The sequence below is a fragment of the Paenibacillus terrigena DSM 21567 genome, from assembly GCF_000374845.1.
Taxonomy (GTDB): domain Bacteria; phylum Bacillota; class Bacilli; order Paenibacillales; family Paenibacillaceae; genus Paenibacillus_K; species Paenibacillus_K terrigena.
Map to the genome: position 1 here is coordinate 824,687 of NZ_KB895412.1, position 25,008 is coordinate 849,694.

At 48.7% G+C, this 25,008-nt stretch carries 25 protein-coding genes; 21 read left to right on the plus strand and 4 right to left on the minus strand.

All coding sequences use genetic code 11. From position 1 onward, the window contains the following. Window positions 1-133: 133 nt before the first annotated feature. The 17 genes from C558_RS0103790 to bioC all read left to right on the plus strand — a co-directional run bounded on the left by C558_RS0103790 (window position 134) and on the right by bioC (window position 17,119). The gene (locus tag C558_RS0103790; protein ID WP_018754901.1) at window positions 134-1,150 is read left to right on the plus strand and encodes an amidase domain-containing protein; all 1,017 of its coding nucleotides are present in this window, start codon (window positions 134-136) and stop codon (window positions 1,148-1,150) included. A gap of 68 nt (window positions 1,151-1,218) precedes the next feature. Further along, window positions 1,219-2,349: a D-alanine--D-alanine ligase gene (locus C558_RS0103795; RefSeq protein ID WP_018754902.1), complete on the plus strand. Its 1,131-nt coding sequence runs from the start codon at window positions 1,219-1,221 to the stop codon at window positions 2,347-2,349. A 94-nt stretch (window positions 2,350-2,443) separates the two neighbouring features. Further along, window positions 2,444-2,767: a hypothetical protein gene (locus C558_RS0103800; protein WP_018754903.1), complete on the plus strand. Its 324-nt coding sequence runs from the start codon at window positions 2,444-2,446 to the stop codon at window positions 2,765-2,767. 72 nt (window positions 2,768-2,839) lie between these two features. Next, window positions 2,840-3,817 (plus strand): UV DNA damage repair endonuclease UvsE, encoded by a 978-nt coding sequence (uvsE, locus tag C558_RS0103805; RefSeq protein WP_026263707.1) that lies wholly within the window; start codon window positions 2,840-2,842, stop codon window positions 3,815-3,817. A gap of 141 nt (window positions 3,818-3,958) precedes the next feature. Next, a complete protein-coding gene (gene fabI, locus C558_RS0103810; RefSeq protein ID WP_018754905.1) occupies window positions 3,959-4,729 on the plus strand; it encodes an enoyl-ACP reductase FabI in 771 nt (256 codons plus the stop codon). Between the two features lie 232 nt (window positions 4,730-4,961). Further along, window positions 4,962-5,828 (plus strand): inositol monophosphatase family protein, encoded by an 867-nt coding sequence (locus C558_RS0103815; RefSeq protein ID WP_026263708.1) that lies wholly within the window; start codon window positions 4,962-4,964, stop codon window positions 5,826-5,828. A 95-nt stretch (window positions 5,829-5,923) separates the two neighbouring features. Further along, window positions 5,924-6,166 (plus strand): hypothetical protein, encoded by a 243-nt coding sequence (locus C558_RS0103820; protein ID WP_018754907.1) that lies wholly within the window; start codon window positions 5,924-5,926, stop codon window positions 6,164-6,166. 75 nt (window positions 6,167-6,241) lie between these two features. Then, complete coding sequence (locus C558_RS0103825; RefSeq protein WP_018754908.1) at window positions 6,242-7,030, plus strand: ABC transporter ATP-binding protein; 789 nt, start codon at window positions 6,242-6,244, stop codon at window positions 7,028-7,030. Between the two features lie 2 nt (window positions 7,031-7,032). Further along, window positions 7,033-8,688, plus strand: a complete 1,656-nt coding sequence (locus C558_RS30290) for a hypothetical protein (RefSeq protein WP_018754909.1) — start codon at window positions 7,033-7,035, stop codon at window positions 8,686-8,688. Between the two features lie 214 nt (window positions 8,689-8,902). Next, complete coding sequence (locus C558_RS30295) at window positions 8,903-9,355, plus strand: MarR family winged helix-turn-helix transcriptional regulator (protein ID WP_211220731.1); 453 nt, start codon at window positions 8,903-8,905, stop codon at window positions 9,353-9,355. Between the two features lie 83 nt (window positions 9,356-9,438). Beyond that, on the plus strand, window positions 9,439-11,103 hold the full coding sequence (locus tag C558_RS0103840; protein WP_018754911.1) for an FAD-dependent oxidoreductase: 1,665 nt from the start codon (window positions 9,439-9,441) through the stop codon (window positions 11,101-11,103). 64 nt (window positions 11,104-11,167) lie between these two features. Continuing rightward, the gene (locus C558_RS0103845) at window positions 11,168-12,463 is read left to right on the plus strand and encodes a stalk domain-containing protein (RefSeq protein ID WP_018754912.1); all 1,296 of its coding nucleotides are present in this window, start codon (window positions 11,168-11,170) and stop codon (window positions 12,461-12,463) included. A gap of 136 nt (window positions 12,464-12,599) precedes the next feature. Then, window positions 12,600-13,325 carry a dethiobiotin synthase gene (bioD, locus tag C558_RS0103850; RefSeq protein ID WP_018754913.1) on the plus strand — a complete coding sequence of 242 codons (726 nt, stop codon included), beginning with the start codon at window positions 12,600-12,602 and terminating at the stop codon, window positions 13,323-13,325. Window position 13,326: 1 nt separating this feature from the next. Further along, on the plus strand, window positions 13,327-14,325 hold the full coding sequence (gene bioB / locus C558_RS0103855) for a biotin synthase BioB (protein WP_018754914.1): 999 nt from the start codon (window positions 13,327-13,329) through the stop codon (window positions 14,323-14,325). Then, window positions 14,313-15,497 (plus strand): 8-amino-7-oxononanoate synthase, encoded by a 1,185-nt coding sequence (gene bioF / locus C558_RS0103860; RefSeq protein WP_245583719.1) that lies wholly within the window; start codon window positions 14,313-14,315, stop codon window positions 15,495-15,497. The genes bioB and bioF overlap by 13 nt, the downstream gene beginning before the upstream one ends. Window position 15,498: 1 nt before the next feature. Next, complete coding sequence (locus C558_RS0103865) at window positions 15,499-16,272, plus strand: alpha/beta fold hydrolase (RefSeq protein ID WP_018754916.1); 774 nt, start codon at window positions 15,499-15,501, stop codon at window positions 16,270-16,272. Continuing rightward, entirely contained in the window at window positions 16,247-17,119 is an 873-nt protein-coding gene (bioC, locus tag C558_RS30300) for a malonyl-ACP O-methyltransferase BioC (RefSeq protein WP_018754917.1), read from the plus strand. The genes C558_RS0103865 and bioC overlap by 26 nt, the downstream gene beginning before the upstream one ends. Window positions 17,120-17,180: 61 nt before the next feature. Here the strand turns inward: bioC and C558_RS0103875 are convergent, their stop codons facing one another. The 3 genes from C558_RS0103875 to C558_RS0103885 form a co-directional block, all read right to left on the minus strand. After that, entirely contained in the window at window positions 17,181-17,870 is a 690-nt protein-coding gene (locus C558_RS0103875) for a TerC family protein (RefSeq protein WP_018754918.1), read from the minus strand. Between the two features lie 283 nt (window positions 17,871-18,153). Continuing rightward, the gene (locus tag C558_RS0103880; protein WP_018754919.1) at window positions 18,154-19,467 is read right to left on the minus strand and encodes a glutamate-1-semialdehyde 2,1-aminomutase; all 1,314 of its coding nucleotides are present in this window, start codon (window positions 19,465-19,467) and stop codon (window positions 18,154-18,156) included. Between the two features lie 45 nt (window positions 19,468-19,512). Next, window positions 19,513-20,586, minus strand: a complete 1,074-nt coding sequence (locus C558_RS0103885) for an LCP family protein (RefSeq protein WP_018754920.1) — start codon at window positions 20,584-20,586, stop codon at window positions 19,513-19,515. 162 nt (window positions 20,587-20,748) lie between these two features. Between C558_RS0103885 and C558_RS0103890 the strand changes: the two genes are divergently transcribed. From C558_RS0103890 to bcp, 4 genes are all read left to right on the plus strand, one after another. Continuing rightward, complete coding sequence (locus tag C558_RS0103890) at window positions 20,749-21,795, plus strand: ABC transporter ATP-binding protein (RefSeq protein WP_018754921.1); 1,047 nt, start codon at window positions 20,749-20,751, stop codon at window positions 21,793-21,795. Continuing rightward, a complete protein-coding gene (locus tag C558_RS0103895) occupies window positions 21,788-22,582 on the plus strand; it encodes an ABC transporter permease (RefSeq protein ID WP_018754922.1) in 795 nt (264 codons plus the stop codon). Before C558_RS0103890 ends, C558_RS0103895 begins: the two co-directional genes overlap by 8 nt. A 3-nt stretch (window positions 22,583-22,585) precedes the next feature. Then, window positions 22,586-23,374 (plus strand): ABC transporter permease, encoded by a 789-nt coding sequence (locus tag C558_RS0103900; RefSeq protein WP_018754923.1) that lies wholly within the window; start codon window positions 22,586-22,588, stop codon window positions 23,372-23,374. A 222-nt stretch (window positions 23,375-23,596) separates the two neighbouring features. Then, the gene (bcp, locus tag C558_RS0103905) at window positions 23,597-24,070 is read left to right on the plus strand and encodes a thioredoxin-dependent thiol peroxidase (RefSeq protein WP_018754924.1); all 474 of its coding nucleotides are present in this window, start codon (window positions 23,597-23,599) and stop codon (window positions 24,068-24,070) included. Window positions 24,071-24,343: 273 nt separating this feature from the next. On the opposite strand, the gene C558_RS0103910 is transcribed toward bcp, so the two are convergent. Then, the gene (locus C558_RS0103910) at window positions 24,344-24,940 is read right to left on the minus strand and encodes a DedA family protein (protein WP_018754925.1); all 597 of its coding nucleotides are present in this window, start codon (window positions 24,938-24,940) and stop codon (window positions 24,344-24,346) included. Window positions 24,941-25,008: the final 68 nt, after the last annotated feature.

Consider the following 25,008-nt stretch of genomic DNA (forward strand, 5'->3'; position numbering starts at 1 on the left):
CCAATGTAGAAGTTCAGCCATCTACTTTTCAATTTGAGCATCATCCATTCCCCCCCCTCATATTTCCCCCCAGCATGTCATATACTGAACCAACCTTGCTTACGGTAAAAAATCTTTGGGGAGGTCCTTTGGTATGCGAAAAGATTGGAAAAATGCCCTTTATTCCTATGTGAATCAATTCAACCGCACAGAAATCGATTATAGGCAGCCCGCAGATCAAGTTGTGGTGACAGATTTAGATCATTTAATGCGCAAAAGCAACCGCATGCATATGCTAAAGGAATGGTATCAAGCGCGGGAGTCAACGCCGCTTCGCAATGAGACGCGGACGAAGCTGCTGCGGACACGTGAAGGTGAAGGTGAGGTCGTCGTCGATCTGGAGTTCCAGACACGCCGAATCTATGAGAAACGCCATATTGCCCACGTCGAAGAACGATTAGAACAAGAGCGCATTACGATGAACAAGGATGGCAACACGTGGATTATTACCCGCATTGAGCAGAATATTCCTGAGCGTCATCCCGAGGAACGAAGAACGGAGAAGGAGGAGATTGTGAGTCACCCTGAACAGCAGACATCCGAGCATATCCCATCAATCCCTCTCTTAAATACAGATGTTCTCGGGATGTCCAAATCTTGGCGTGCGAAGTCTTATGCGAGGGAACGTGCGGTGCAATATGCGGATCAGTGGTGGAACGGAAATAACCCAGAATTTCTAGCCTTTGAAGTCGATTGCACGAATTATATATCACAATGTCTCGTTGCAGGGGGGGGACCAATCCACTATACTGGTAAAAGAGAGACAGGTTGGTGGTACCGGGGCATGGTGAACAACCAGGAAGCTTGGAGTTACAGCTGGGCTGTCGCCAATGCACTGAACAACTATTTGAATCATAGTGATTCGTATTTGCAAGCTGTTCCCGTAGAACGGCCGTCGGATTTACAGCTAGGCGATGTCATTAGCTATGATTGGGATGGCGATGGTCGATACCAACATAGCGCGATCGTCACAGCGTTCGATGCAGGCGGAATGCCGCTTGTTAATGCGCACACGACGAATAGTAGACATCGCTACTGGGATTACCGGGATTCTTATGCGCATACGGAGCGTACACAATATCGTTTTTTTCATATTATGGATTGGTTCTAATGTCTAACAAACAATGAAATAAAGGGCCCAATCGGGCTACAAAACATGTTCTATTGCGGAGGAAAGTCATGAGCGGCATAAAGAAAACACGCGTAGGTCTTATCTACGGAGGCAAATCAGGCGAGCACGAAGTATCTTTATCCACAGCACTTGCAGTGATGAAGGCATTTAATTACGACAAATATGAGATCGTGCCTTTCTATATAACGAAAGACGGCGAATGGCGGAATGGTCCGCTCCTACAAGCGCCAGTAGAGCATTCAGGTTTGTTGCAGTATGAAGCAGATAAGAATAAACCGGCAGGATCAGCAATTATGCCCTTGTTCACAGATGCAAGGCAACCAGCAGGAAGCAGCGGCGTACAGAGTATTGATGTGATCTTCCCACTGCTTCATGGTACATTTGGCGAAGACGGTACGATTCAGGGTCTGTTCGAGATTGCGAATGTGCCATACGTTGGCGCAGGGGTTCTCGCTTCTGCGGTGGGTATGGATAAGGTCATCATGAAGAAATTGTTCGCTCAGGCGGGATTACCGCAGTGCATGTATCGTTACTTCACACGCAAGCAATGGGAGAAAGACGCGAGCTATCATACGATGGAGATCGAAATATCGCTAGGTTATCCTTGCTTCATCAAACCAGCGAATCTTGGTTCCAGTGTCGGCATCTCCAAAGCGCGCAACCGGGAAGAGCTCGTAGCAGCCATCGACCTTGCGCTTCGTTACGACCGTAAAGTCATTGTCGAAGAGTTCATTGATGCGCGTGAGATTGAAGTTAGCGTACTTGGGAATGAGGAGCCCAGAGCTTCGGTACCGGGCGAGATTACGTCTTCAAGTGAATTCTATGATTACCAAGCCAAATATACGGACGGGAATTCTTCAATGATGATTCCGGCGAACATTTCGCCAGAGCTGACAGAGGAACTTCGTTCACTTGCCATTCGTGCGTTCCAGGCGATTGATGGTTCGGGACTATCGCGCGTTGACTTCTTCGTGCAGAAACATGATAACCAGATTATGATTAATGAAGTGAATACGATGCCGGGCTTTACGCCGTACAGTATGTATCCGCTCATGTGGCGTGAGACAGGTGTATCGTATGAGGAACTGCTAGATACATTAATCCAGCTCGCGCTTGAACGCTTTGAAGAGAAGCAGCAGATCGATTTCGGCAATAACAAACCACAGACGGTTGTCTAAGAGGTTCATGTCGTAAAATAAACGGATTTATAGTAGCAGGGAGGTGTTCGCTTCCCTGCTCTATTTTTAACCATATTATAAGGAGGAACGATTAATGGGATTTCAGACGGAGTTTAATTCAGTGTGCAAGTTCAAATCGGAGCAAGAATTGTACGAGCTGTTAGAATACGGCCGCGGTAAAATGGTGAAGAGCGGATTCCGCGTATTCCCGACAGGTCAGAAGGTCATTGCATATACACCGGATAACCAAGCCATTGCGATCGTGAAGATCGTCGCATCCATTGCAGAGATCAACTTCCAAGGGGAAGAAGTGACCGAGGTGGAGATGGAGTTAATCCGTAAGTTGAATGATGAAGAAGCGCGTGTGCAGACAGCGCTCGCGTACGAGATGTTTTTTGGTGATCCCGGTAAAAAGTAATCGGATCTGGGCACACTTAGAAGTATGTGAATTTCAACGTACAATAAGGAGGCCCACGCGGTGAAGAAGGCAATGCAGGTTCGGATCGGCTACGTCGCGATGTCTACGGTAATCAAGAACGCATCGCCTTCGCGGACGATGACCTACAAGCAGTTCGAGAAGCTGGATGACATCGAAGCGGGTTACCGTCGATTAGAACGAATAGCAGAAGAGAACCTGCACAATACGCTGCGGCTGCTGAAGCATAACCGAATGCATGACATTCATCTCTATAGGATGTCATCGAAGCTGATCCCCTTAGCGACACATCAATCCCTTCAGGATTGGGATCCTTTCCCCTATCTGAAACCAGCGTTCTCGGCCATTGGTGACTATGCGAATCAAGCAGGCATGCGTCTGTCTTTCCATCCCGATCATTTCACCGTATTTAGTACCCCGCGAGAAGAGGTTCTTCGTCATTCAATTCGCGATCTAACGCATCATGTTAGGATGCTTGATGCAATGGGATTGGATGATCGCGCGAAAAATAATATTCATATTGGCGGTGCATACGGGGACAAAGCGACAGCAGGTGCACGGTTCATTCATCAGTTCTCCAAGCTTGACCCCACACTAAAGCGGCGAGTGACATTAGAAAATGATGATAAGACATTTAATGCGGTAGAGACCCTTCAGATCAGTGAGAAGCTACGACTGCCCATGGTGCTCGATATTCATCATCAATGGGTGAATAATGAAGGCGAACGTCCTGAAGAGCTATGGCCGCGTATTCACGCGACATGGCGTGAGGAACATGTAGTCCTTCCGCCCAAAATTCATGTATCTAGCCCCAAGAGTGATAAAGATCTTCGAGGACATGCCGACTATGTGCAAGTCGGGCCGCTGCTTCACTTTCTGCGGGCGATTGCTCCAATCACGACGCATCTGGATGTGATGATTGAAGCGAAGATGAAGGATGATGCGCTATTCAAGCTTATGGACGATCTGAAGCAATACACGAATGATGGCGTTACGATAAAGGATCAAGCTAGTGTTGAAATCGAGGGATAATTTGGTAAAATAACCATATAACGTATAAAATACTTGAAATTCGCCTGTAAATAAGGTAATTTGGACAAAGGACTGATTGTTAGCTCGTACGATTCGAAGGATGGACAAGCTAGGAATCGGTGAGAGGAGGAAAAGGAAGAAATGAGTCAATTATTAGCAGGTAAAAATATTGTAGTCATGGGTGTCGCTAACGATCGCAGTATCGCATGGGCGATTGCACAATCCTTAGCGGCGCAAGGTGCACGTCTAGCATTTACATATGAGAGTGAACGGGTACAGGAACGGGTAGGTAAACTTGCAGCTACAATCCCGAATTCAATTATACTTCCATGCAACGTAACGGTGGATGAGGAAATTGATATCCTCGCAACACAACTAAAAGAAGAATTCGGCGTTCTTCACGGTGTCGTACATAGTATTGCATTCGCGAAGGCGGAAGAGCTTGAAGGATTATACGTGAATACATCCCGTGCTGGATTTGCGTTAGCACATGACATTAGCGCGTACTCGCTTGTTGCGGTATCGCAGCGATTGTATCCGTTAATGACAGAGGGCGGCAGCATCATGACGATGACGTATCTTGGTGCAGAGCGTGCCATGAAGAACTACAACGTGATGGGTGTTGCGAAGGCAGCGCTTGAAGCATCCGTTCGTTACCTTGCCAATGACCTCGGTCAATACAACATTCGCGTGAACGCGGTATCGGCTGGTCCAATCCGTACGCTTGCTGCGAAAGGGATTAAAGATTTCAACTCGATTCTGCGTGAAGTGGAAGAGAAAGCACCGCTTCGTCGTACGACAGAAACGGCTGAAGTTGGTGATACGGCGATGTTCTTAATTAGCCCGTTATCCCGCGGAATTACAGGCGAAGTAATCTATGTCGATGGTGGGTTCCACATCGTAGGCGTGTAGCGTTTCGCCATTCAAGTTCAAGAGTTCGTTTCTACAACATAGCGCCTTTGAGACGCTTAGGAGAAACGGACTTTTTTGCTCTCAGGCTACAGGCCGTAACCATAATGATCACTTGAGTTGTGCATGAGTTGGTTTCTGCGCGCATATCGTAATCGTGACGAAACTTGCTGATCCCTAGAGCGTATACTTTGTATATGGATAGGAGATTCAATAGGAAAGTAGAGTGATAGCCTTGAATCAAACGAACCAAGAGCCGTATGTGGTTAGCAGTAAAAGTTTTACCGCCGTGGCCATTAATTGCGCTGCGAAGGCAGGAGAATGGATTAAGAGTAAATTAGGAAACTATGAAAAATTGGATATAAAAACCTCGTCGCACGATTTAGTGACTGAAGTGGATAAAGGCGCAGAAAAACTCATTCGCCGCTTAATCATGACACATTTTCCCGATCACTCTTTTCTAGGTGAAGAGAGTACGGGTGTCGGCGCAGCTGCAGCAGCTTCCGCATTGAATGAAGTGAAGCAGTCCGATTATTTGTGGATCGTAGATCCGATCGATGGAACAACGAACTTTGTGCATGGACTACCGCTATATTCGGTTTCCATTGCGTTAGCGCATAAAGGGGAAGTCATTGTAGGCGTAATCTATGATCCGGCGCGTGATGAGTTGTTCGTCGCGGAGAAGGGCAAGGGAGCATATGTTCATGGCGTACGAATGAAGGTCTCCCAAGAAGAGAAGCTTGTGAGCAGCCTGATCGCAACAGGTTTCCCAACAGACCGAGATGTATTGCTGCCGCTCAATTTGGCAGGTATTCAAGCGGTTGCACCGCGCGTTCGCAACATTCGTACGATTGGGTCTGCCGCGCTTAGCCTTGCTTACGTGGCGACAGGCCGCTTAAGCGGATTCTGGGAGTTGAATTTGAATGCTTGGGATCTGGCAGCTGGCGTATTGCTCATTCAGGAATCCGGCGGCAAGGTGACGGACACCGCAGGCAATCCGTATCATCTTGGGGTGCGTCATGTCCTGGCAACCAATGGTCATATCCATGAGGAGTTGCAACAGGTGCTGGCAGAAGCCAATGTAACAGGGTTAGATCGTTAATTTCACACATCGATTGAGCTAGTCCGGTGAAGACTATATGCGTAGTAAGTTGCAGAACAACGCATATTTAGTAGACAAAGGAAGGGTTCTGAAACATGGATAAACAACGTCAAAACCAATCGGCTCAAGAACTAGAACAGCAGCTGAGCGACATGTTGACTGAAGGCGAGATGGAAGCGGTTGATCGCAAAGCGCAAGAACGCGAACAAATATCTCCGAAATACGAAATTCGAATTCAGACGGAGCTGGATCCCATTCGAGAAGAGACGAAGAAGTTCCGCAGCATGGCGAAGGAAGTCGACGGTCGATATGATCGATATGTGAAAGACAAAGAATAGCGCACCAGAAGAGCAAAGAGGCTTACGTTTCTTTGCTTTTTTGTCTATGAGGACGGCGTGAGAGGGGATTTGGGGATGAACACAGAACAACCCGTAGTATCTATTCGTGATTTGTATATGGCTTATGGGACCAAAACCGTACTCCAGAACATTGATCTTGATGTCTATCCAGGGCAGATCATTGGTTATATTGGGCCGAATGGGGCAGGCAAGAGCACGACGGTGAAAATTATGTTAGGTCTTGTAACGGGGTATTTGGGCGAAATTCAACTGTTCGGTCAAGATATTGCGAAGGGGGATCTACAGTATCGGAACCGGATCGGATACGTGCCCGAGGTTGTAGATATTTACGATAATTTAACGGCGAGTGAATATTTAACGTTTATTGGCGAGTTGTATGGGATGTCATGGGAGCATGCGAATCGCAAAGCAAGCAGATTGATGGAGCAGTTCGGCCTAGCGGCAGATGTCTTTCATAAGCCGATCGCATCGTATTCCAAAGGCATGAAGCAGAAGGTAATGTTGATCTCCAGTTTGTTACATAATCCGGATTTGCTATTTTTAGACGAGCCCTTGAGTGGATTGGATGCGAACAGTGTCATGGTCGTCAAAGAGATTCTGGCGCAGCTAGCAGCTCAAGGGAAGACGATCTTCTATTCCTCGCATATTATGGACGTCGTTGAGAAGATTAGCCACCGAATTGTGCTGCTCAATGGCGGAAGGATCGTCGCAGACGGGACATTCGATGAGCTGAAGGAACGCAATCACGAAGGAACCTTGGAAGAGATCTTCAATGAACTGACAGGCTTTCACGAGCACAAATCGATTGCCGAGGATTTCGTATCCATCGTGCAAGATGTGTAGCGATGCAGGAATTCAGAGTGTTGAAGATCTTAGATCGTTGCCAAGGGTTATTCGCGAAGGTAGGCGTTGATTATCCTGTCATGCGTAAAATTTTACAAGTGAAGCTTCTGATGGATCGTCGGCGAGTTCCGACGGTGCTCACGATGATGTCCAAGAAGAAGCAGCAGGACGATATGCTGACGGAGACGAACTATTTTGGCAAATCGTTATTAGTGTATGGGTTTATTGGGTGCATGATGATTCCGTTTCTGATGCTCGGCAACCAACCGATGGTCCAGATGAGCATTATCTTCAGTATGATGTTGTTCATGATGACGACTTCAATGATCTCCGATTTCTCTTCGGTCCTGCTCGATGTTCGGGATAAGTCCATTCTGAGTACGAAGGCTGTCCACCCGCGAACGATTAGTATGGCGAAGGCGCTCCATATCGGCAATTATCTGGTCATTATCACCGCTGTATTGATGGCGCCGGTATGGATTGTGTCAATCATCCGGTACGGTGTACTCTTTGGGGTGGTTTTTCTCGTAGAGATTATTCTACTGGATCTACTCATTCTTGTTCTTACTGCACTGGTCTATTTCGGCGTACTCCGAATCTTTGATGGCGAGAAGCTGAAGGATATGATTAATTATGTGCAAATAGGCCTCTCCGTCGGACTCGTCATTGGTTATCAGATTGTGATTCGATCGTTCGATCTGGTTCAGATTAATTTCGATTGGGTGCCGGCTTGGTGGAACATGCTGCTGCCACCAATTTGGTATGCGGCGCCGTTTGCACTGCTCCAAGGAGCGACAGATTCGTATTTGATTGCGATGACGATCCTCGCGATTTGCGTTCCGATTCTTGCGGTGGCGGTCTATATCCGTACGCTCCCGAGGTTCGAGCAGCATCTCATGAAGTTGACCTACCAAGGGGAAGGCGGAGGAGGAGCGCGCCGTCCTGTGCAGCACGCGTTGGCGAAGGTGCTCTGTACATCGCGGGAAGAGCAAGCTTTCTTCCGGTTTGTACTCCGAATGTTCGGGAGCGAGCGGGAGTTTAAACTCAAAGTCTATCCATCGCTCGGGATCGCCTTCATACTGCCGTTTATTCTACTCTTCAATACGCTGCGGAGCGGGGGGTTCGCAGAGTTGAGCTCGAGTTCGCTGTACTATACGATATATTTCGGTCTAACGATTATCCCGACCTGTATCGCAATGGCGAGATTCTCTGGTCGACATAAGGGGGCTTGGATCTATCATGTGGCTCCAGTTCAAGATATTACGGCATTCCATCGCGCGGTGTCCAAAGCGGTCTTGCTGCGGATGTTCATGCCTGTGTTCCTGGTGCAGGCGATCATCTTCATCGCGTTGTTCGGAGGCCATATCATTCTCGATCTCTTCATCGTCATATTGAATGCGATCGTCTATACGAGCCTGTGCTACAAATATATGTCCAAGTCGCTGCCGTTCTCGGAACCCATGGCAGAATCCCAGCAAGCCTCAGGGTGGGGGATCATGCCTTATCTGCTTATGATCGTCCCGTTCGTCGTAGTACACTTTGGCAGCACGTTGTTGCCATATGGGCCCTATCTCTATCTGGCCGTGTTAGTCGTGAGCAGTATCTGGATTTGGACGGGGGGAAGAGGCAAGGGAAGACGGGTAAATATTAACGCTTAGCGTAGGATAAAAAAGGCACTCCTTCATCGATATCGATGAAGTGAAGTGCCTTTTTCTGTGTGGATCTATTTGACGAGTACTGTACTTGGATGGTCTCATACAGAGACCGCTTCTTCACGTGCCGATGTTAGCTGTGAGAAGTGCATTTATTTAGATAAATATGGGTTTACAACGATTTATCTTACGAGTAGAATTCTTACTAGTAAGATATTTTTTGACTCGCAGAAAGAGGGTGGACCGCATCCAGAAGCAAGATATTCATCACATTTACAACATGTATAACGTCCTTGGACGGCGATGGATGACGGATTGGAATAAGCGTACAACCATGAATGTACCTCATACGCATTTTATGGCGCTTGAAATATTGGAGCTGGAAGGGCCGCAACGTGCGACGGTACTCGCGAACACGCTTGCGATTACCTCTGGCGGTGTCACCGTGATGACCGACAAACTGGTGAAGAACGAGCTGGTGAAGCGTGTCATGCAAGAGGATGATCGGCGTGTTGTTATGCTCGAAATCACGGAGAAGGGTAGAGCGGTGCTATTCGAATTGCAAGAGCAGCGGACTATCATGATTGATGATCTCATGAAAGATTTGACGGAGTCCGAAGTGCAAGAATTGCTCCGCATTTATAAGAAGCTGCTTGATGCACATCAAGATTAGCGATTCAATCGGATTCAGCAGCAACGCTGTCAAATCCCATCATTTTATGTAAGCGTATACATAATTGGAAAGGAGATCGGTCGATGGGCAATACGTGGGATGCAAGCTATGATGTCGTCGTCGTAGGTTCGGGTGCAGGGGGATTAGCGGCAGCGTTGACAGCAAGATTGAAGGGACTGTCTGCACTAGTTATTGAGAAGACCGCTTTATTCGGTGGCTCTAGCTCCTTATCGGGCGGGGCCATCTGGGTACCGACGAATCACTATTTGGCGGAAGCGGGTCTAGGCGATACGTGGGAGAAAGCACAAGCTTATTTGGATGCTACGGTTGGAGATCGTGTACCGAAGGTTCGGAAAGAGGCTTATGTGAAACGCGGTGCGGAGATGGTGCGTTATTTCCACGATAATACGGCGCATGTTCGCTTCAAGTACATCCCGGGCTATTCCGATTATTATCCAGAAGCGCCGGGTGGATTTCCGCAAGGACGTTCTGTAGAACCGCTGATCTTCGATCTGAACAAACTCGGTGAAGAACGGAAGAATATGCGACGCGCCAATCTGCCAACGTATGGTATTGTCATGAATGCCTTTGAATTTCATAAAGTAAATATGATTACAAGAACATGGGTGGGCAAAAAAACCTCGTTGAAACTCGGTATGCGATTAATCCGAAGCGTTGTGACAGGTGCTCGTCTGTCTTCACTTGGTGAAGCATTGATCGGCCGACTGCGTAGATCGTTAATGGATGTGCAGGGAGAAGTCTGGGTGAAGACGGCTTTTCAAGATTATGTGATGGACGATGGGTGTGTTGTCGGCCTTAATGCTGTGCGGGATGGCAAGCAGATGCGAATTGAAGCGAAGAAAGGCGTGATCCTGGCTTCGGGCGGATTCTCTCACAACCAGAAAATGCGTGAGCAATATCTTCCGCTTCCGACGTCAGAGAAATGGACTTCAGCCTCGGAAGGGCAGACAGGCGATTTGATCGAGGCATCGTTACGTATTGGTGCTACGCTGGATCTCATGGATCGGGTATGGGGGGCGCCTTCGGTTATACCTCCGGGTCAGGCACCGTATTTCCTAGTCGCAGAGCGTGCGCTACCGAACATGATGGTCGTCAATGGAGCGGGTGAACGTTATTTGAATGAAGCAGTGCCTTATCATGAGTTCGTGGATCAGATGTATAAGAACGATAAGCCGGAAGCACGAACGACACCGTCATGGATCATTATCGATAAGACGACGAAGAGCCGGTATATTTTCTTAGGATTATTCCCGGGTCAGCCATTCCCTAAGAAATGGTTCGATAATGGCTTCATCAAGCAAGGAAATACGCCCGCTGAGCTGGCTCAAGCGATGGGGGTGCCTGCCGATAAGCTGACAGCAACATTCGAACGATTTAATCGTGATGCACGGCAGGGCAAAGATACAGCGTTCCATCGCGGCGATAGTGCTTATGACCGTTATTATGGCGATCCGAACTACCCAAATCCGAACTTGGCTCCACTTGAGAACGGTCCATACTATGCTGTACCAATTTATCCGGGCGATATTGGTACGAAAGGCGGTATCGTAACGGATGAGTATGCGCGTGCCCTAGATTCGGCTGGGGTACCGATCCCTGGTTTATTCGCCACAGGCAACTGTTCTGCCGCCGTCATGGGAGAGACATATCCAGGGCCGGGAGCGACCTTGGGGCCTTCGATGACATTTGGCTATGTTGCAGCGTCATACATGGCAGACCATAAGTAAAGCAGAACCTGATTATGATATAATAAATCGATAGATTCATAGATTGGTGTCGAGGTGAAATGTAATGAAATATCAACCACGAATGAAGCGTAGAGCTATCGCGGTGACAGTGATGGCGTGTATGCTCTGCATGAGCTGGGCGGGTGGTGCCTACGCGGCCGTTCCTGCGGGAAGTGCAGTAGAGGTGAAGGATGCTCAAGCTGCTGTGTCTGAGCTGCGTTATGTCGCGCTAGGCGATTCGCTCACCGTAGGATTCGAGCCGCAGCTGCTCAAGGAGAAGAACCCCGTTCCTTATGGCTTCGTTGATCGGGTCTTGGAGCAAGCATTGTACAAGGGCAGAGCGAAATTAAGCAATTATGGCATTCTCGGGTTAACGAGCGAAGGACTGCGTATTTACGTGAAGGCGATTCAATCCGGTCAGGCGTTCAAGTATGCCGATCTCAAGTCCGTCGTAGCAGATCCGCGGGCAGCTTCAATCGAGCAAGGCATTGCACAGGCCAAGGCTGATATTGAGCAAGCCGATGTCATTACGATTACGATCGGTGGTAATGATTTTGGTGCCTTACTGAACGAAATGAGTGATTTGGCAGATGACAAGGCTAATGGATTGGTTGATCGTCTGATCGAGCAGTACACATTGAATGTCACGGAAACGGTGAAAATGCTCAAAGCGATGAATCCGAAGGCGAAGATTATTATCGCAGATCAATATCAGCCTTTGCCGAAATACCAGCGTGAAGCGTTGTATCAGAAATTGATGGCTGTCGCTGACCAATTTACAAGCACCATTGACGGCATGGCGAAGGCCCTCTCGGATGACGGGACGGAGATCAAAGTCGCACATGTTGCTGAACTGTTCAAAGGCAGAGAAGGTGAGTTAACGCATACTAACTTGATGGAACAAGACATTCATCCGACGCAAAAAGGGTATGAGTTGATGGCGAAGTCGTTCGCAGAGTCGATCTGGGGATCCTATCGTGTACCGAAGCCAGACAGCACAGGAGCGACGACGATTGTTGTGAAAGGGCAAGAGATCGTAACAAAAAACCTGCCAACGATAAGGAACAATCGGACATTCGTGGCCATCAAAGACATCGTCGATGCGATGGGGGCAACCTCCAAGTGGGATAACAAAACATTAACCGCAACGATTTTCTATGGCGACCGCGTCCTGACACTGCCGATCGGCTCGAAATCTGCATCGGTGAATGGTCAACCGCTTGTCGTCGATGCTCCAGCCTTCCTGCTCAAGGTTGGGAAAGAACAGAAAACCTATGTTCCACTCCGTCTGCTCGCTGACGGATTAGGCTTCCAGATTGAGAATCGGACTAAAGCACATACGGTATTTATTAATCCATAATTCCGAAGAACTTCCGTCATTGCACTGGGTACGTGTGGTGAACGGAAGTTTTTTGTCTATTCTAATTGTTAACCCAATATATTATAATTGGTTGACAATTAGAATTTCATAGACGACAATATGAGGTGCATTAGCGATGAACAGTAGAAGAGGATTATTCATAACAGGAACCGATACCGATGTCGGTAAAACGCAAGTGGCTTACGGCGTCGCTGCGGCATTAACGCACCATCTTGGCATCGACGATGTTAGGCTGTGGAAGCCTGTGCAGACGGGGGTAAGCGTCGGGGAAGAAAATGCGGATAGCTATCGATTACGCCATGGAAGCCGGATCGGGAATCAGCAGGAAGAAGATATCGTTTCGGTTACTTTGCCAGATCCTTTAGCCCCTTGGATCGCGGCGCGGAGAAGCGGTTTAGCGCTGGACTATCATCACTTGGTTGAAGAGGGCAAGACAAGACTTGCACAAGGCGGCATGTGGATGGTGGAAGGTGCTGGCGGATTAGGCGTTCCGTTAACCAAGCAGCATCTGATATTAGATTTGGCGAAGGATTTAGCGCTTCCCTTGTTGATCGTAGCTAGAGCGGGGTTAGGTACTGTGAATCACGCCTTGCAGACGATTGCGTATGCAAGACAGGCAGAGATCGAGATCGCAGGCATCATTCTGAATGGATATCAAGATGGGGAAGAAGCGAATGTCAAAGACAACGCGATGATGATTGAAGCGTTCGGGGATGTTCCTGTGCTTGGGATTTTGCCTTGGATGGCTGAAGAGGCTGACGATGCATGGCGAATGGCTTGGGCCGCAACGGTTGCTGAACGTGTGAATTTGCATCAACTTATTGGATTGGAGAGGAATTGAAATGAGCGAATTACTAACAAAAATCGATTGGAATACATATGCCGACAAGGCTTTAAATGGAGAACGGTTAACAAAAGAAGAAGCATTATCAGTACTTACCGCAGACGATGATGAATTGCTCGCAATTATGAATGCAGCATTCCGTGTGCGTAAGCATTATTTCGGCAAGAAAGTAAAGCTGAATTTAATCATCAATGCAAAGAGCGGGCTATGCCCAGAGGATTGTGGTTATTGCTCCCAATCGATTGTCTCCACAGCACCGGTGAAGAAATATCCGCTGCTTGAGAAGGGTGTCCTCATCGATGGTGCGCGTAAAGCGATGGAGATGCAGGCAGGAACCTACTGTATCGTAGCGAGCGGCAAGGGACCGACACCTCGTGAATTAGATCAAGTTATTGCCGCTGTCGAAGAGATCAAATCCACGATGCCGATGAAGATCTGTGCATGCCTTGGCATTCTGTCGCAGGATCAAGCAAATCGTCTGAAGACAGCGGGGGTTGATCGCTACAATCATAACTTGAACACGAGTTCGGGGCATTTCTCGAGCATTACGAAGACACATACCTATGATGATCGTGTAACGACGGTAGAGAGTGCCAAAGCAGCTGGGATGTCTCCTTGCTCAGGATGCATTGTTGGGATGGGCGAGTCGAAGGAAGATGTCGTTGATGTGGCTTACGCGCTTCGTGAGCTCGATGCCGATTCCATTCCGGTTAACTTCTTGAATTCGATCCCAGGAACACCGCTTGAATCCCTTAAACATTTGAATCCACGCTACTGTCTGAAAGTACTTGCGCTGTTCCGTTTTATTTGTCCGGATAAGGAGATTCGTGCTTCGGGTGGTCGCGAGGTCAACTTAAGATCGCTGCAGCCGCTCGCGCTGTATGCCGCGAACTCGGTCTTCGTCGGTGATTACTTGACGACAGAGGGTCAAGAAGCAACAGACGATCATCGCATGATCGAAGATATGGGCTTTGAGATTGAGTTATGTGCGCTGTAAATGTTGTGAAGTGGGGATGGATGCAGGAGGAACTGGATCGATTGCAAGGGGAGCATCTGAGCCGGCAGTTGGTGGCAACGGAGCTCAATCCTGAAGGCTTTCTGGAACGCCAAGGGCAACGAATGCTCAATTTGGCTTCCAATGATTATTTGGGCCTTGCATCCGAATCGGCAGATCGATCGGAACTATCCAATATGAATTCCCTATCTGGAGCAGGGGCCTCTCGGCTTGTTGCAGGGAATGATCCGATTTATGAGCAGTTCGAACAAGAATTTGCTGCCTTCAAAGGAACAGAGCGATGTCTGTTGTTCAGCAGCGGGTATATGGCGAACATGGGGATTATTCCTGCCCTCGTAGGAAGGCATGACTACGTCTTCAGTGATCGGTTGAATCATGCCAGTATTGTGGATGGGATAATGTTAAGTCGTGCGGAACATGTGCGTTATCGTCACCGGGATCTGAACCAGCTGGAGAGTCAGCTGAGGAAAGCGCCGAAGGAATCACGCAAATTGATCGTCACGGATACCATCTTCAGTATGGACGGCACGATTGCACCGCTTCATGATCTTGTTACGCTGAAGGATCGTTACGGAGCTATGTTGATGGTGGATGAAGCCCATAGCGGCGGGATCTATGGCAGCGAAGGGCAAGGCTTGGTCCATGCGATGGGGCTGCAAGATCACGTTGAAGTACAGATGGGAACGTTCAGCAAAGCCTATGGGGGCTGTGGTGCTTATGTTGCGGGAGATGCGATCTTGATTGAATTCCTGATCAATCGTGCACGCACGTTCATTTACAATACTGCACTACCGCCAATGGTTATTTATGCCGTGCGAGCGAATTGGTTGCGTTCTAGGCAAGAATCTTGGCGGCGCAAGGCTCTGCTGGCACGGACACAGCAATTCCGCACCGCATTGCAGGCAGCAGGGTTCGATACGGGAGCAAGTGAGAGTCAGATCATACCGCTAATGATAGGAAATAATGCTCAGGCGATCGCCTATAGCGAGGCGCTGCAAGCGGAGGGAATCGCAGCTGTGGCGATTAGGCCACCTACCGTGCCGCAAGGGACATCCCGGATCCGCTTCACGTTAATGGCAACGCATAAGGAACAAGACTTGGATTGGGCAGCCCGTTGCATGATTGAACTTGGCCAGCAGATGGAGTTGATATGATATGACGAAGCCGCATATCTATTGGATTCATGGTTATGGCACTTCATCGGAGGTGTGGAAGGATGTCGTATCGGAGTTAACGGAGTTCAATCACTCATTTGCTAGCTTCCAAACTTGCTATACAGTTGAGGACTTTCGTAAGGCCGTGCAGGAGGACATTCAAGGTATCCTCGAATCCACGAAGCCAGCGGATCTGCATATCATCGGCTGGTCGATGGGCGGCATGCTCGGGATTGAGGCGTTAGCGCATGATGATCTGAATGGACTGGCAAGGGAACTCGGGTCGATGATCCTTGTTGCCTCGTCGCTTCAGTTCGTTACGGCGAACCGAGAGCAAGGGTGGCCAAGACGCGTCGTCGAACGGATGTGCAAGAAGATGGCAGAGGAGCCGGAGGCGACAGTGAAGGCTTTTCAAGCTTCGCTGCTTACTGATGAAGAACGGGCGCAGCTGATTGACGCGCAGGAAGATGGTCATCGTCATACGATGCCGCATGATTATACGGGGGCAGGCTTGGTTGCGGGGCTGCAATATTTGCTCGATACCGATTTGCACGAAGACTGGATGAAGTTAATGCAGCAATCGGTGAATTTACATTGGATTCACGGCACGCGAGATGATGTGTGTCCAGTTGGCGCTGTACCGATGAATCTTCCAGCTGAACAGATTACATATGTACCAAATGCAGGGCATATGCCTTTTCATGTTCAACGGGGTTTATTTTTAACAACATTAAGGAGAAGACTTCGCGATGGGAACAACATTACAAATGGATAAAGAGCGAGTTCGCCGCAACTTCGACCGCCATGCCGGACAATATGACCAATACGCCGTCGTTCAGCGGTGGATGGCAGAACGACTGCTTGCTTATGTGTCAGACTGGGCGAAGGGACGAAGCGTGTCGCGAATCCTAGAAATCGGCTGCGGAACAGGGATTGTTACAGCAGAGCTCAGCCGGTTATTCCCACAGGCGCACATCACGGCGCTTGATCTCTCCGAGCGTATGGTCGAAGAGACGCGGAAGAGGTTAGGGGAAGATGCATCCAATGTAACTTTCATCGTCGCAGATGCGGAGGAGTGGGCGTGCGCACAAATGTTGCAAGACCAGAAGGCTCACCTTTCGCAGAAAATCACATATGATGTTATTGTGTCGTCTGCGGTTTTCCAATGGTTTAATGACCCGAAGCGAACTTGTAGATCCTTGCAGCAATTGTTAGCCCTAGACGGGTTGTTCGCTTTTGCTACGTTCGCAGGCGAGACATTTCATGAATTACACCGATCCTTCGCCGCAGCTGAATCTAAGCTTGGGCTACCAATGATACCGCATGGGCAATCCTATCCGAACGGATCAGATTGGCAGCAGATGTTTGGCGATCAGGGCTTATTTCGTTGGGATCAGCAGGAGTACATTCTCACCTATCGAGATGTCATGGCGTTCTTGCATAGCGTGAAGCGAGTCGGTGCATCAAATGCGGTGAAGCAAACGGATAGTGTAGGCGGTAGTCGTGCTTTATTTCAAACGATGTGTGCCTATTATGAACAGCACTTTGCTGCGAGCAGCGGGGAAGGGATTCAAGTCACTTATGATGTTGGATTCGGAACCTACCTTCACCAAGAAAGATGAGCGAACATAATAAAGGCACCGCATGACTAGACTTTCTAGTGCATGAGATGCCTTTCTAATCCTATGCTTGAGGTTCTGTATGCGGCTTGACGCCAGCTCTGCGACGTTTGATGAGAAGCCCAGTAATGACGACCGCGGCTACGACCAGAATTTCGAATCCATATTTGATGGCGGGATTCGTGAAGAATGGTTTTATGAACGATTCGCCGACGATCATCTTCGATGCTGTCCAACCGAGGACCGCTGAACCGATGGTAATAATAATCGGATACTTCTCCATGAACTTTAAGACGATTGTACTTCCCCAGACAACGATCGGTACCGAAATCGCGAGTCCAAGAATGACGAGCAAGAAGCTGTTATGAGCTGCACCTGCGACAGCGAGCACGTTATCGAGACCCATCACAGCATCTGCGATAATGATCGTTCGAATGGCTGCCCAGAGGCTCTGACCGGATTCGACGTTGTGTTCTTTCTCCTCGACCATCAGCTTGACGGCGATCCAGAGAAGGACGAGTCCCCCCGCAATAAGCAAGCCTGGGATTTTGAGCAACCAGACGACAACTAATGTTGCTGCGGCCCGAATCGCAATGGCTCCGACCGTCCCCCATATAATCACTTTCTTTTGTTTATCCTTTGGCAAGTTACGTGCCGCTAGACCAATAACGATGGCATTATCGCCTGCGAGAACAAGGTCGATCATGACGATTGCGAGCAATGCTGACCAGAACTCCATTGAGAAAAAATCCATAATTCCAACTCCTCCAATCAAGATATAATAAAAAACGCCGTTACCCTCTATGGTAACGGCGTCTAATCTAGACAATAAAAAAGAGACCTTTACCATAGGTGGCAAAGGTCTCGCAAACAACATGATCGTTGCCAATAAAGCCGGGGAAGATGATTCCCGTAATGACGACTTTACTGTTACTTGCTACTCCCCTTTGGAGACGTATTGAATTGTCTCTATCCTATCACACAAGTCACGGCTTTTCAATCTTTCAAATATAACAAATTGATGTTACATTGGCGGATTATCGGGCTGACATGTGATCGAAAGCGGTGTTAGCAGCTTCAATCGTTTTTGCGATGTCATCCTCTGTGTGCTCGGTTGTTAGGAACCAGGCTTCATATTTTGAAGGAGCGAGGCAAATGCCTTGGGACAGCATACCGCGGAAGAACTGAGCGAATAGCTCGCCGTCGGATTGCTGTGCTTCTTCATAGTTTGTCACAGGATGGTCGCAAAAATGCGTAGAGAATGAACCGCGAATACGATTAATGGTCAAAGGTACGCCGTGCTTGCGCGCAGCGTCTTCGAGGCCGACTGTGAGCGCCGTGGCAAGTGCATCCATACGCTCATACGTGCCTGGTGCCTGCAGGACTTGCAGGCATGCAATCCCTGCAGCGATGGAGGCTGGGTTGCCCGCCATCGTGCCGGCTTGGTAAGCAGGTCCGAGCGGTGCGACCTGCTCCATGACGTGCTTGCGGCCGCCGTACGCACCGATCGGTAGGCCGCCGCCAATGATTTTGCCGAGCGCCGTCAAATCCGGCTCGATCGCGGCAAAATCATCGAACGCAGCGAACGTCTGCGTGCTGCCGTAATGGAAGCGGAACGCGCTGATGACTTCGTCATAGATGACCAGCGCGCCGAACTGCCGCGTGATGCGACAGAGGCCTTCCAAGAAGCCTGGTGCAGGCATGACCATACCGAAGTTGCCGACGATCGGCTCGACCATCACGGCTGCGACATCGTCGCCCCAGCGCGCAAGCGCGGCTTCCAAGGCGTTCAGATCATTGAATGGCACCGTGATGACTTCTTGTGCAATACTTGCTGGAATCCCAGCGCTATCTGGAATGCCCAGCGTAGAAGGGCCGGATCCCGCAGCGACAAGCACAAGATCGGAATGCCCATGGTAACACCCGGCGAATTTAATGATTTTATTCCGTTTCGTATAGGCACGCGCCACACGAATGGTTGTCATAACCGCTTCTGTCCCTGAGTTGACGAAACGCACTTTATCGAGCGAAGGGATCGCATCCTTCAGCATCTTCGCGAATTCGACCTCAAGCGTCGTCGGTGTACCGTACAAGGTACCGTTCTGTGCTGCGCGTGTAATGGCTTCCGTAACATGCGGATGTGCATGACCAACGATAATGGGGCCGTAGGCCGCCAAGTAATCAATATATTTATTGCCGTCAACATCCCAGAAATAAGCGCCTTGACCGCGTTCCATGAAGACGGGAGCGCCGCCGCCAACGGCCTTGAAGGATCTGGAAGGGCTGTTCACCCCACCGACGATATGGGTTAAAGCTTCTTGATACCAATGTTCTGAACGTTCTCGATTCATTGAATATTCTCCTTAAAACTTCGAATATATAATGTCTGTGTTGTGTTACTTCTTAGATGTGCTGGCATTCGAATCTGTCTTTTCCGTTGTTCCGTTCGTCGTTGTGCCTGTGTCTGTCGTTTTTCCACCTGCGTCCGTCGTTGCTGGCGGCTCAGGTGCATTGTCTTTCGTGAAGGTCTCTTGAACGAATTCCTTCAACTTGTCGAAATCTTTGACGCCAATGACGGCTGCACCGCCAGCTTTCTCTTCTGAGATCATATCCATTGGAGGAATCTGCACGCTGCTGCCGACCTTCGTATCGTAGCCAAGCGCTGCGAGCTTCCACATATCATCGACCGTAAGGTTCGTCTCGATGAACGGATTCACTTGCTCGAGAATATCCGGCAATTTCATAATCGACCATGTCGATTGCATTTTCGCAGCGACGGCTTTCAAGAACTCGCGTTGACGCTCCGTTCGGGTAAAGTCAGACATCGCATCGTGACGGAATCGAACATATTGGAGAGCTGATTTCCCGTCGAGATGCTGCATCCCTTTTTTAAGATCAATATCGTATTCGTGTTTATCCGCTTTACTGCTGTATTTCATATCTTTCTCGACCTCGAAGTCAATGCCGCCAATCGCATCGATCAACGCAATGAAGCCTTTGAAGTCAACATAGACATAATATTGAATCGGAATTCCCATGACATCGCTAACGGTCTTCATCGCAAGGTTCGGTCCGCCATACGCTAGCGCGGCATTGATCCGCTCTTTGCCATGGTCTGGAATATCAACATACGTATCCCGAAGGATGGAGAATAGCGTTCCTTTTTTCGTTACGGGATCAACGGATGCAATCATCAAGGAGTCTGAACGAGGCACCTCGTTCTTCGCGAGCCCCCTGGAATCGCCGCCTAAGAGTAATATGTTAACGCGCTCCGTGCCTGTCCATTCCGGAGGCTTGATTTCTTCGACTTGCGTATTATTTTTAAAGATAGAGTCCTCTGGGTTCTTGTTCATATTGTCGAGACCTTTGTACATGCGGTACGCATAGATGCCGGCAAAAATCAGTACAATAGCAAGTATTGTAATGCTGGAGTAGGTAATCCATTTTGCCCGTTTGCTCATCTTTTTCATAAAATGTTGCCTTCATTCCTTTCTTCTCTATGAATTTTAAGAATAATAAATGGTTTTGCAAGATGATCTATTTAAAGTATCATTACATTATAGTTTTTTTTTTGGAGAAAAATCAAATGAATTGTCGTTTTTTAGGCATTGTACCAGGAGGTTGCTAGAATCGTGTTAGCCATAGATGTAAAAGATTTGCGCAAGGAATTTAATGTGCAGAAGAACCGTGAAGGCGTCAAGGGCGCGATGCTGGACTTGTTCCGTCGTGAATATACCAAGGTCCGTGCGGTGAAAGATATATCCTTTCAGATTCCGAAAGGCGAAATTTGCGGTTATATTGGCGAGAATGGTGCAGGAAAATCGACAACGATTAAGATGCTGACGGGGATCCTCGTACCGACCTCTGGCGATATTCGGGTGAACGGCTTCGTTCCTTATCAAGAGCGTGAGAAGTTCGTACGCGGGATCGGCGTCGTATTTGGTCAACGGAGTCAGTTATGGTGGGATATCGGTGTGATCGAGTCGTTCCAGCTGCTTCGCAAAGTCTATCGCGTTCCCGAAGCGGAATTCAAGAAGCGGTTAGATGAGCTTGTCGAGCGCCTACAGTTGCAGGACTTGCTGAATCGCCCAGTACGGAAGCTTAGTCTCGGGCAGCGGATGCGTTGCGAGCTCGTTGCTTCCTTATTGCATAACCCATCGATCGTATTCTTGGATGAGCCCACGATTGGTCTCGACATCGTCGTGAAGACGGAGATTCGGGAATTCCTGAAGCAGATGAATCAGCGCTATGAGACGACCATTTTGCTCACGACACATGATCTACAAGATATTGAAGCCCTCTGTTCGCGCGTCATTATGCTCGATGATGGGCGAATTATCTACGATGGAGGTCTGGATGAGCTAAAGGCGAAGTGGGGTAAAGGACGTGAAGTTCATTTCCAATTCGCAGCACCTTTCCAGCTGGAGCAGCTACAATTCTTGACCGCTGGGCTTGAGGTAGCTTGGTCCATTGAGAACGAATATACCGCCAAAGTATGGATTCCGCTCGAAGTGAACGTATCGGATGTGTTGAGTCGCGTCGTCGGCACGACGGAGATTACGGACATTAAGATTATCGAGACGAATACCGATGATATCGTTCGCGAGATTTATAAGTCAGGGTCTGCAGAGGAGTCGAAGCTGCATTTGCTGGGTGAAGAGAAGGTGTCGAATGTTTAGCGCTTATCTCGATTTTATCCGTATTCGCTTCCTCATGATGCTGGCTTACCGCGTCAATTATTATAGCGGTATACTCATTTATACGCTCAATATTGGTGTCTATTATTTCACCTGGCAGGCGATCTACGGGTCGCAGCAGACGCTCGGCGGGTTCACCGCTGATCAGATGACGACCTATGTCGCGGTGTCTTGGATGGCCCGTGCATTTTACTTCAATAACTTGGATCGGGAGATAGCGAACGATATTCGGGATGGCAGTGTCGCGATTCAGTTCATACGGCCTTATAACTACGTCTTCGTCAAAATGATGCAAGGTCTTGGCGAAGGCTTGTTCCGCCTATTGCTCTTCATGGGCCCGGGGATGATCATTGCATGCATCTTGTTCCCCGTGAAGCTGCCGACCGATCCTGCGGCATGGACAGCCTTTCTGTTTATGTTATTAATGAGCTTCTTAATTAATTCACAAATTAATATTTTCACTGGACTGCTCTCATTTTTCGTGGAAAACAACGAAGGTATGATGCGGATGAAACGCGTGCTTGTTGACCTGTTCTCTGGCGTGATCGTGCCGATTAGCTTATTCCCTGGCTGGTTGTCCGGCATCATGAAGTTCCTGCCGTTCCAAGCGATTACGTTCTTGCCGAGTTCGGTGTTCACGGGACGGATTCAAGGAACAGGCATTTGGCAAGTTCTAGGGATCCAACTGTTATGGTTTACGATTCTAATTCTTCCGATCTTCCTCATGTGGCGCAGCGCGCGGCATCGGTTGTTCGTACAGGGGGGTTAGAGCATGGTATTCTATACATCGTTAATCTGGGAATATATGAAGAACTATATCAAGACGAAGCTGACGTATCGTGCAGATTTCTGGGTCGAGGTGCTGTCGGACTTATTGTTCCAAGCGACGAATCTGATCTTTATTCTGGTCATTTTCCAGCATACCGACTCGCTCGGTGGCTGGTCGGAAGCAGAAGTGGTGTTCGTCTATGGGTACTTCATGATCCCTTATGGGATCTTCATGTCATTCATTAATTTATGGGGTTTTAGTGAACGCTATATTGTCAAAGGAGAGATGGACCGTGTCCTGACGCGTCCCGCACATAGTCTCTTTCAGGTGATTTTGGAAAATATCGATCCGCCATCCATCATTGGATCGTTCGTCGGTGCGGTCATTCTCGGCATCTGCTGGGTACAGCTCGATATTCCGTTCGGAATCGTGGAGTTGCTGGTGCTCATCGTCATGGTCATCGGTTCCGTGATGATCTATACCGGCGTGTATACGGCTTTAACGGCGATTTCGTTCTTCTCCGATGCACCGACAGGCATACTGCCGTTGATGTTCAACATTCAAGGGTACGGGCGTTACCCGATTACGATCTATAATCGTCTGATTCAAGTCGTGTTGACTTGGATTGCACCGTTCGCCTTCGTAGGCGTCTACCCGGCGTCGTATTTCCTTGATCAAGAGATCACGAAGTCGTTCGCGCTGCTGACGCCGGTGATGGGGATCGTGTTCCTAACTGGCGGCATCCTGTTCTGGAACTATGGCGTGCGGAAATATCGCGGCGCCGGGTCTTAAGAATGGTAGGTTAAAATGCTTTGGACGACGACATCTCAGAAGCACGGAGCGGAGCAACTGAAATCGTACTGGAGAAGCGATAGCGTTCGCCTTTGTCTTCGGATTTCACCCTTGTGAGGTTCAGTCCAATCAAGAAATCTGAAGACAACAGCCGATCGGAAGTACGATTCAGGTGCGGAGCGGTTGATGAAGCAACGGTCAAATGAGTAAGGAGGGAATAGAATGGCAGATTTGCAAGTAGGACAACGCATTCCTGATTTTACACTGCCCGCATCGAACGGAGAGCAGGTCTCGCTGCATGATTATCGCGGGAAGAAGCTTGTGATTTACTTTTATCCGAAAAGCTCAACCCCTGCATGTACGCAGGAATCGTGTGAGTTCCGCGACTTCAGCGGGGAGTTCGCTAAGCATAATACGGTGGTCATCGGGATTAGCGGCGACGAGACGAAGGCACATTTGAAGTTCATCGCGAAAAATGAGCTGCCATTCCTGCTGCTTGCGGATACGGAGCATGAGGTTAGTAAGCTCTTCGGCGTCTGGCAGTGGAAGAAGCTGTACGGCCATGAGTTCGAAGGTATCGTCCGTTCGACGTTCGTAGTGGATGAAGAGGGAAGACTAGCTGCGGAATGGCGCAAAGTGCGCGTCAAAGGGCATGTGGAAGCGGTACTGGAAACCGTGAAGCAGATGAAATCATAAATGATCCAAAAAAACAGGGTGTGTCGACGTCATCGACATACCCTGTTTTTTGTCGAGAGATATGTAGCTAACGAATCGTAGAGTGCTTATTACCCGAGAAGTGGGGTCTACTTGGGAGCTAACGAATCCCAGAGTGCTTATTTGACCAAATACGGGCGTTTCGCGGCTCATTTTCTTAAAATAGCGATACTGAGATTCGTTACAGCAGAAAATCGCCATTTTTTCGCCGAATAAGGTCTGCTGGGTTCGTTAGCCGACACTTCAGCGTTCATTTCATTTTCCGAACAGCCGTTTGCGATATTTGATCAGTACGACGGCTACCAAAATGACGATAACGCCAATGGCAACATACAGCGCATTGTGCTCGACGAGTTTGAAGATTCTGTTCCACTGGGGTCCGAAAAATTTACCGAGCCAGATGAATACAATGACCCAGAACAAAGCGCCTGTATAAGCGTAGATCGCGAACTTTCTGAAAGGCAATCGAATAATGCCTGCAAAATATCCTGTGAAATGACGCACGCCGGGGATGAAATAACCGATAAAGATAAGTCCATTGCCGTATTTGCCGAACCATTTCTCTGTTTTTTCAACTTTCCCTGTACTTAGGAAGAACCACTTACCGTATTTGCGAATGAAGGGCATCCCAACCGCGTGTCCGATGAAGTAAGTAATGGTCATCCCAATCGTCGTACCGAAAAATGCGACAATGATGAGGATCATCCAATTCAACTTGCCCATATAGGACAAATACCCTGCAAAGGCCATCGTCGTCTCTCCGGGAAAAGGCAGTGCGATGAACTCAAGTAGGAGTCCGAAAAAGAGTACGAAATAGCCGTATTCATGGAACAACTGCTCAATTTGGTGCATCCAGCGAATCCTCCTATATGAATCAACTTAATAATGATTTTCAGCCGTCCCTGTGCCTCTATCACTAT

What these genes read in the sequence shown, in the direction of transcription:
- C558_RS0103790 (WP_018754901.1), top strand. Translation starts at nt 134, where the DNA reads ATGCGAAAAGATTGGAAAAATGCCCTTTATTCCTATGTGAATCAATTC.
- C558_RS0103795 (WP_018754902.1), top strand. Translation starts at nt 1,219, where the DNA reads ATGAGCGGCATAAAGAAAACACGCGTAGGTCTTATCTACGGAGGCAAA.
- C558_RS0103800 (WP_018754903.1), top strand. Translation starts at nt 2,444, where the DNA reads ATGGGATTTCAGACGGAGTTTAATTCAGTGTGCAAGTTCAAATCGGAG.
- uvsE (WP_026263707.1), top strand. Translation starts at nt 2,840, where the DNA reads ATGCAGGTTCGGATCGGCTACGTCGCGATGTCTACGGTAATCAAGAAC.
- fabI (WP_018754905.1), top strand. Translation starts at nt 3,959, where the DNA reads ATGAGTCAATTATTAGCAGGTAAAAATATTGTAGTCATGGGTGTCGCT.
- C558_RS0103820 (WP_018754907.1), top strand. Translation starts at nt 5,924, where the DNA reads ATGGATAAACAACGTCAAAACCAATCGGCTCAAGAACTAGAACAGCAG.
- C558_RS0103825 (WP_018754908.1), top strand. Translation starts at nt 6,242, where the DNA reads ATGAACACAGAACAACCCGTAGTATCTATTCGTGATTTGTATATGGCT.
- C558_RS30290 (WP_018754909.1), top strand. Translation starts at nt 7,033, where the DNA reads ATGCAGGAATTCAGAGTGTTGAAGATCTTAGATCGTTGCCAAGGGTTA.
- C558_RS0103840 (WP_018754911.1), top strand. Translation starts at nt 9,439, where the DNA reads ATGGGCAATACGTGGGATGCAAGCTATGATGTCGTCGTCGTAGGTTCG.
- C558_RS0103845 (WP_018754912.1), top strand. Translation starts at nt 11,168, where the DNA reads ATGAAATATCAACCACGAATGAAGCGTAGAGCTATCGCGGTGACAGTG.
- bioD (WP_018754913.1), top strand. Translation starts at nt 12,600, where the DNA reads ATGAACAGTAGAAGAGGATTATTCATAACAGGAACCGATACCGATGTC.
- bioB (WP_018754914.1), top strand. Translation starts at nt 13,327, where the DNA reads ATGAGCGAATTACTAACAAAAATCGATTGGAATACATATGCCGACAAG.
- bioF (WP_245583719.1), top strand. Translation starts at nt 14,313, where the DNA reads ATGTGCGCTGTAAATGTTGTGAAGTGGGGATGGATGCAGGAGGAACTG.
- C558_RS0103865 (WP_018754916.1), top strand. Translation starts at nt 15,499, where the DNA reads ATGACGAAGCCGCATATCTATTGGATTCATGGTTATGGCACTTCATCG.
- bioC (WP_018754917.1), top strand. Translation starts at nt 16,247, where the DNA reads ATGGGAACAACATTACAAATGGATAAAGAGCGAGTTCGCCGCAACTTC.
- C558_RS0103875 (WP_018754918.1), bottom strand. Translation starts at nt 17,870, where the DNA reads ATGGATTTTTTCTCAATGGAGTTCTGGTCAGCATTGCTCGCAATCGTC.
- C558_RS0103880 (WP_018754919.1), bottom strand. Translation starts at nt 19,467, where the DNA reads ATGAATCGAGAACGTTCAGAACATTGGTATCAAGAAGCTTTAACCCAT.
- C558_RS0103885 (WP_018754920.1), bottom strand. Translation starts at nt 20,586, where the DNA reads ATGAAAAAGATGAGCAAACGGGCAAAATGGATTACCTACTCCAGCATT.
- C558_RS0103895 (WP_018754922.1), top strand. Translation starts at nt 21,788, where the DNA reads ATGTTTAGCGCTTATCTCGATTTTATCCGTATTCGCTTCCTCATGATG.
- C558_RS0103900 (WP_018754923.1), top strand. Translation starts at nt 22,586, where the DNA reads ATGGTATTCTATACATCGTTAATCTGGGAATATATGAAGAACTATATC.
- bcp (WP_018754924.1), top strand. Translation starts at nt 23,597, where the DNA reads ATGGCAGATTTGCAAGTAGGACAACGCATTCCTGATTTTACACTGCCC.
- C558_RS0103910 (WP_018754925.1), bottom strand. Translation starts at nt 24,940, where the DNA reads ATGCACCAAATTGAGCAGTTGTTCCATGAATACGGCTATTTCGTACTC.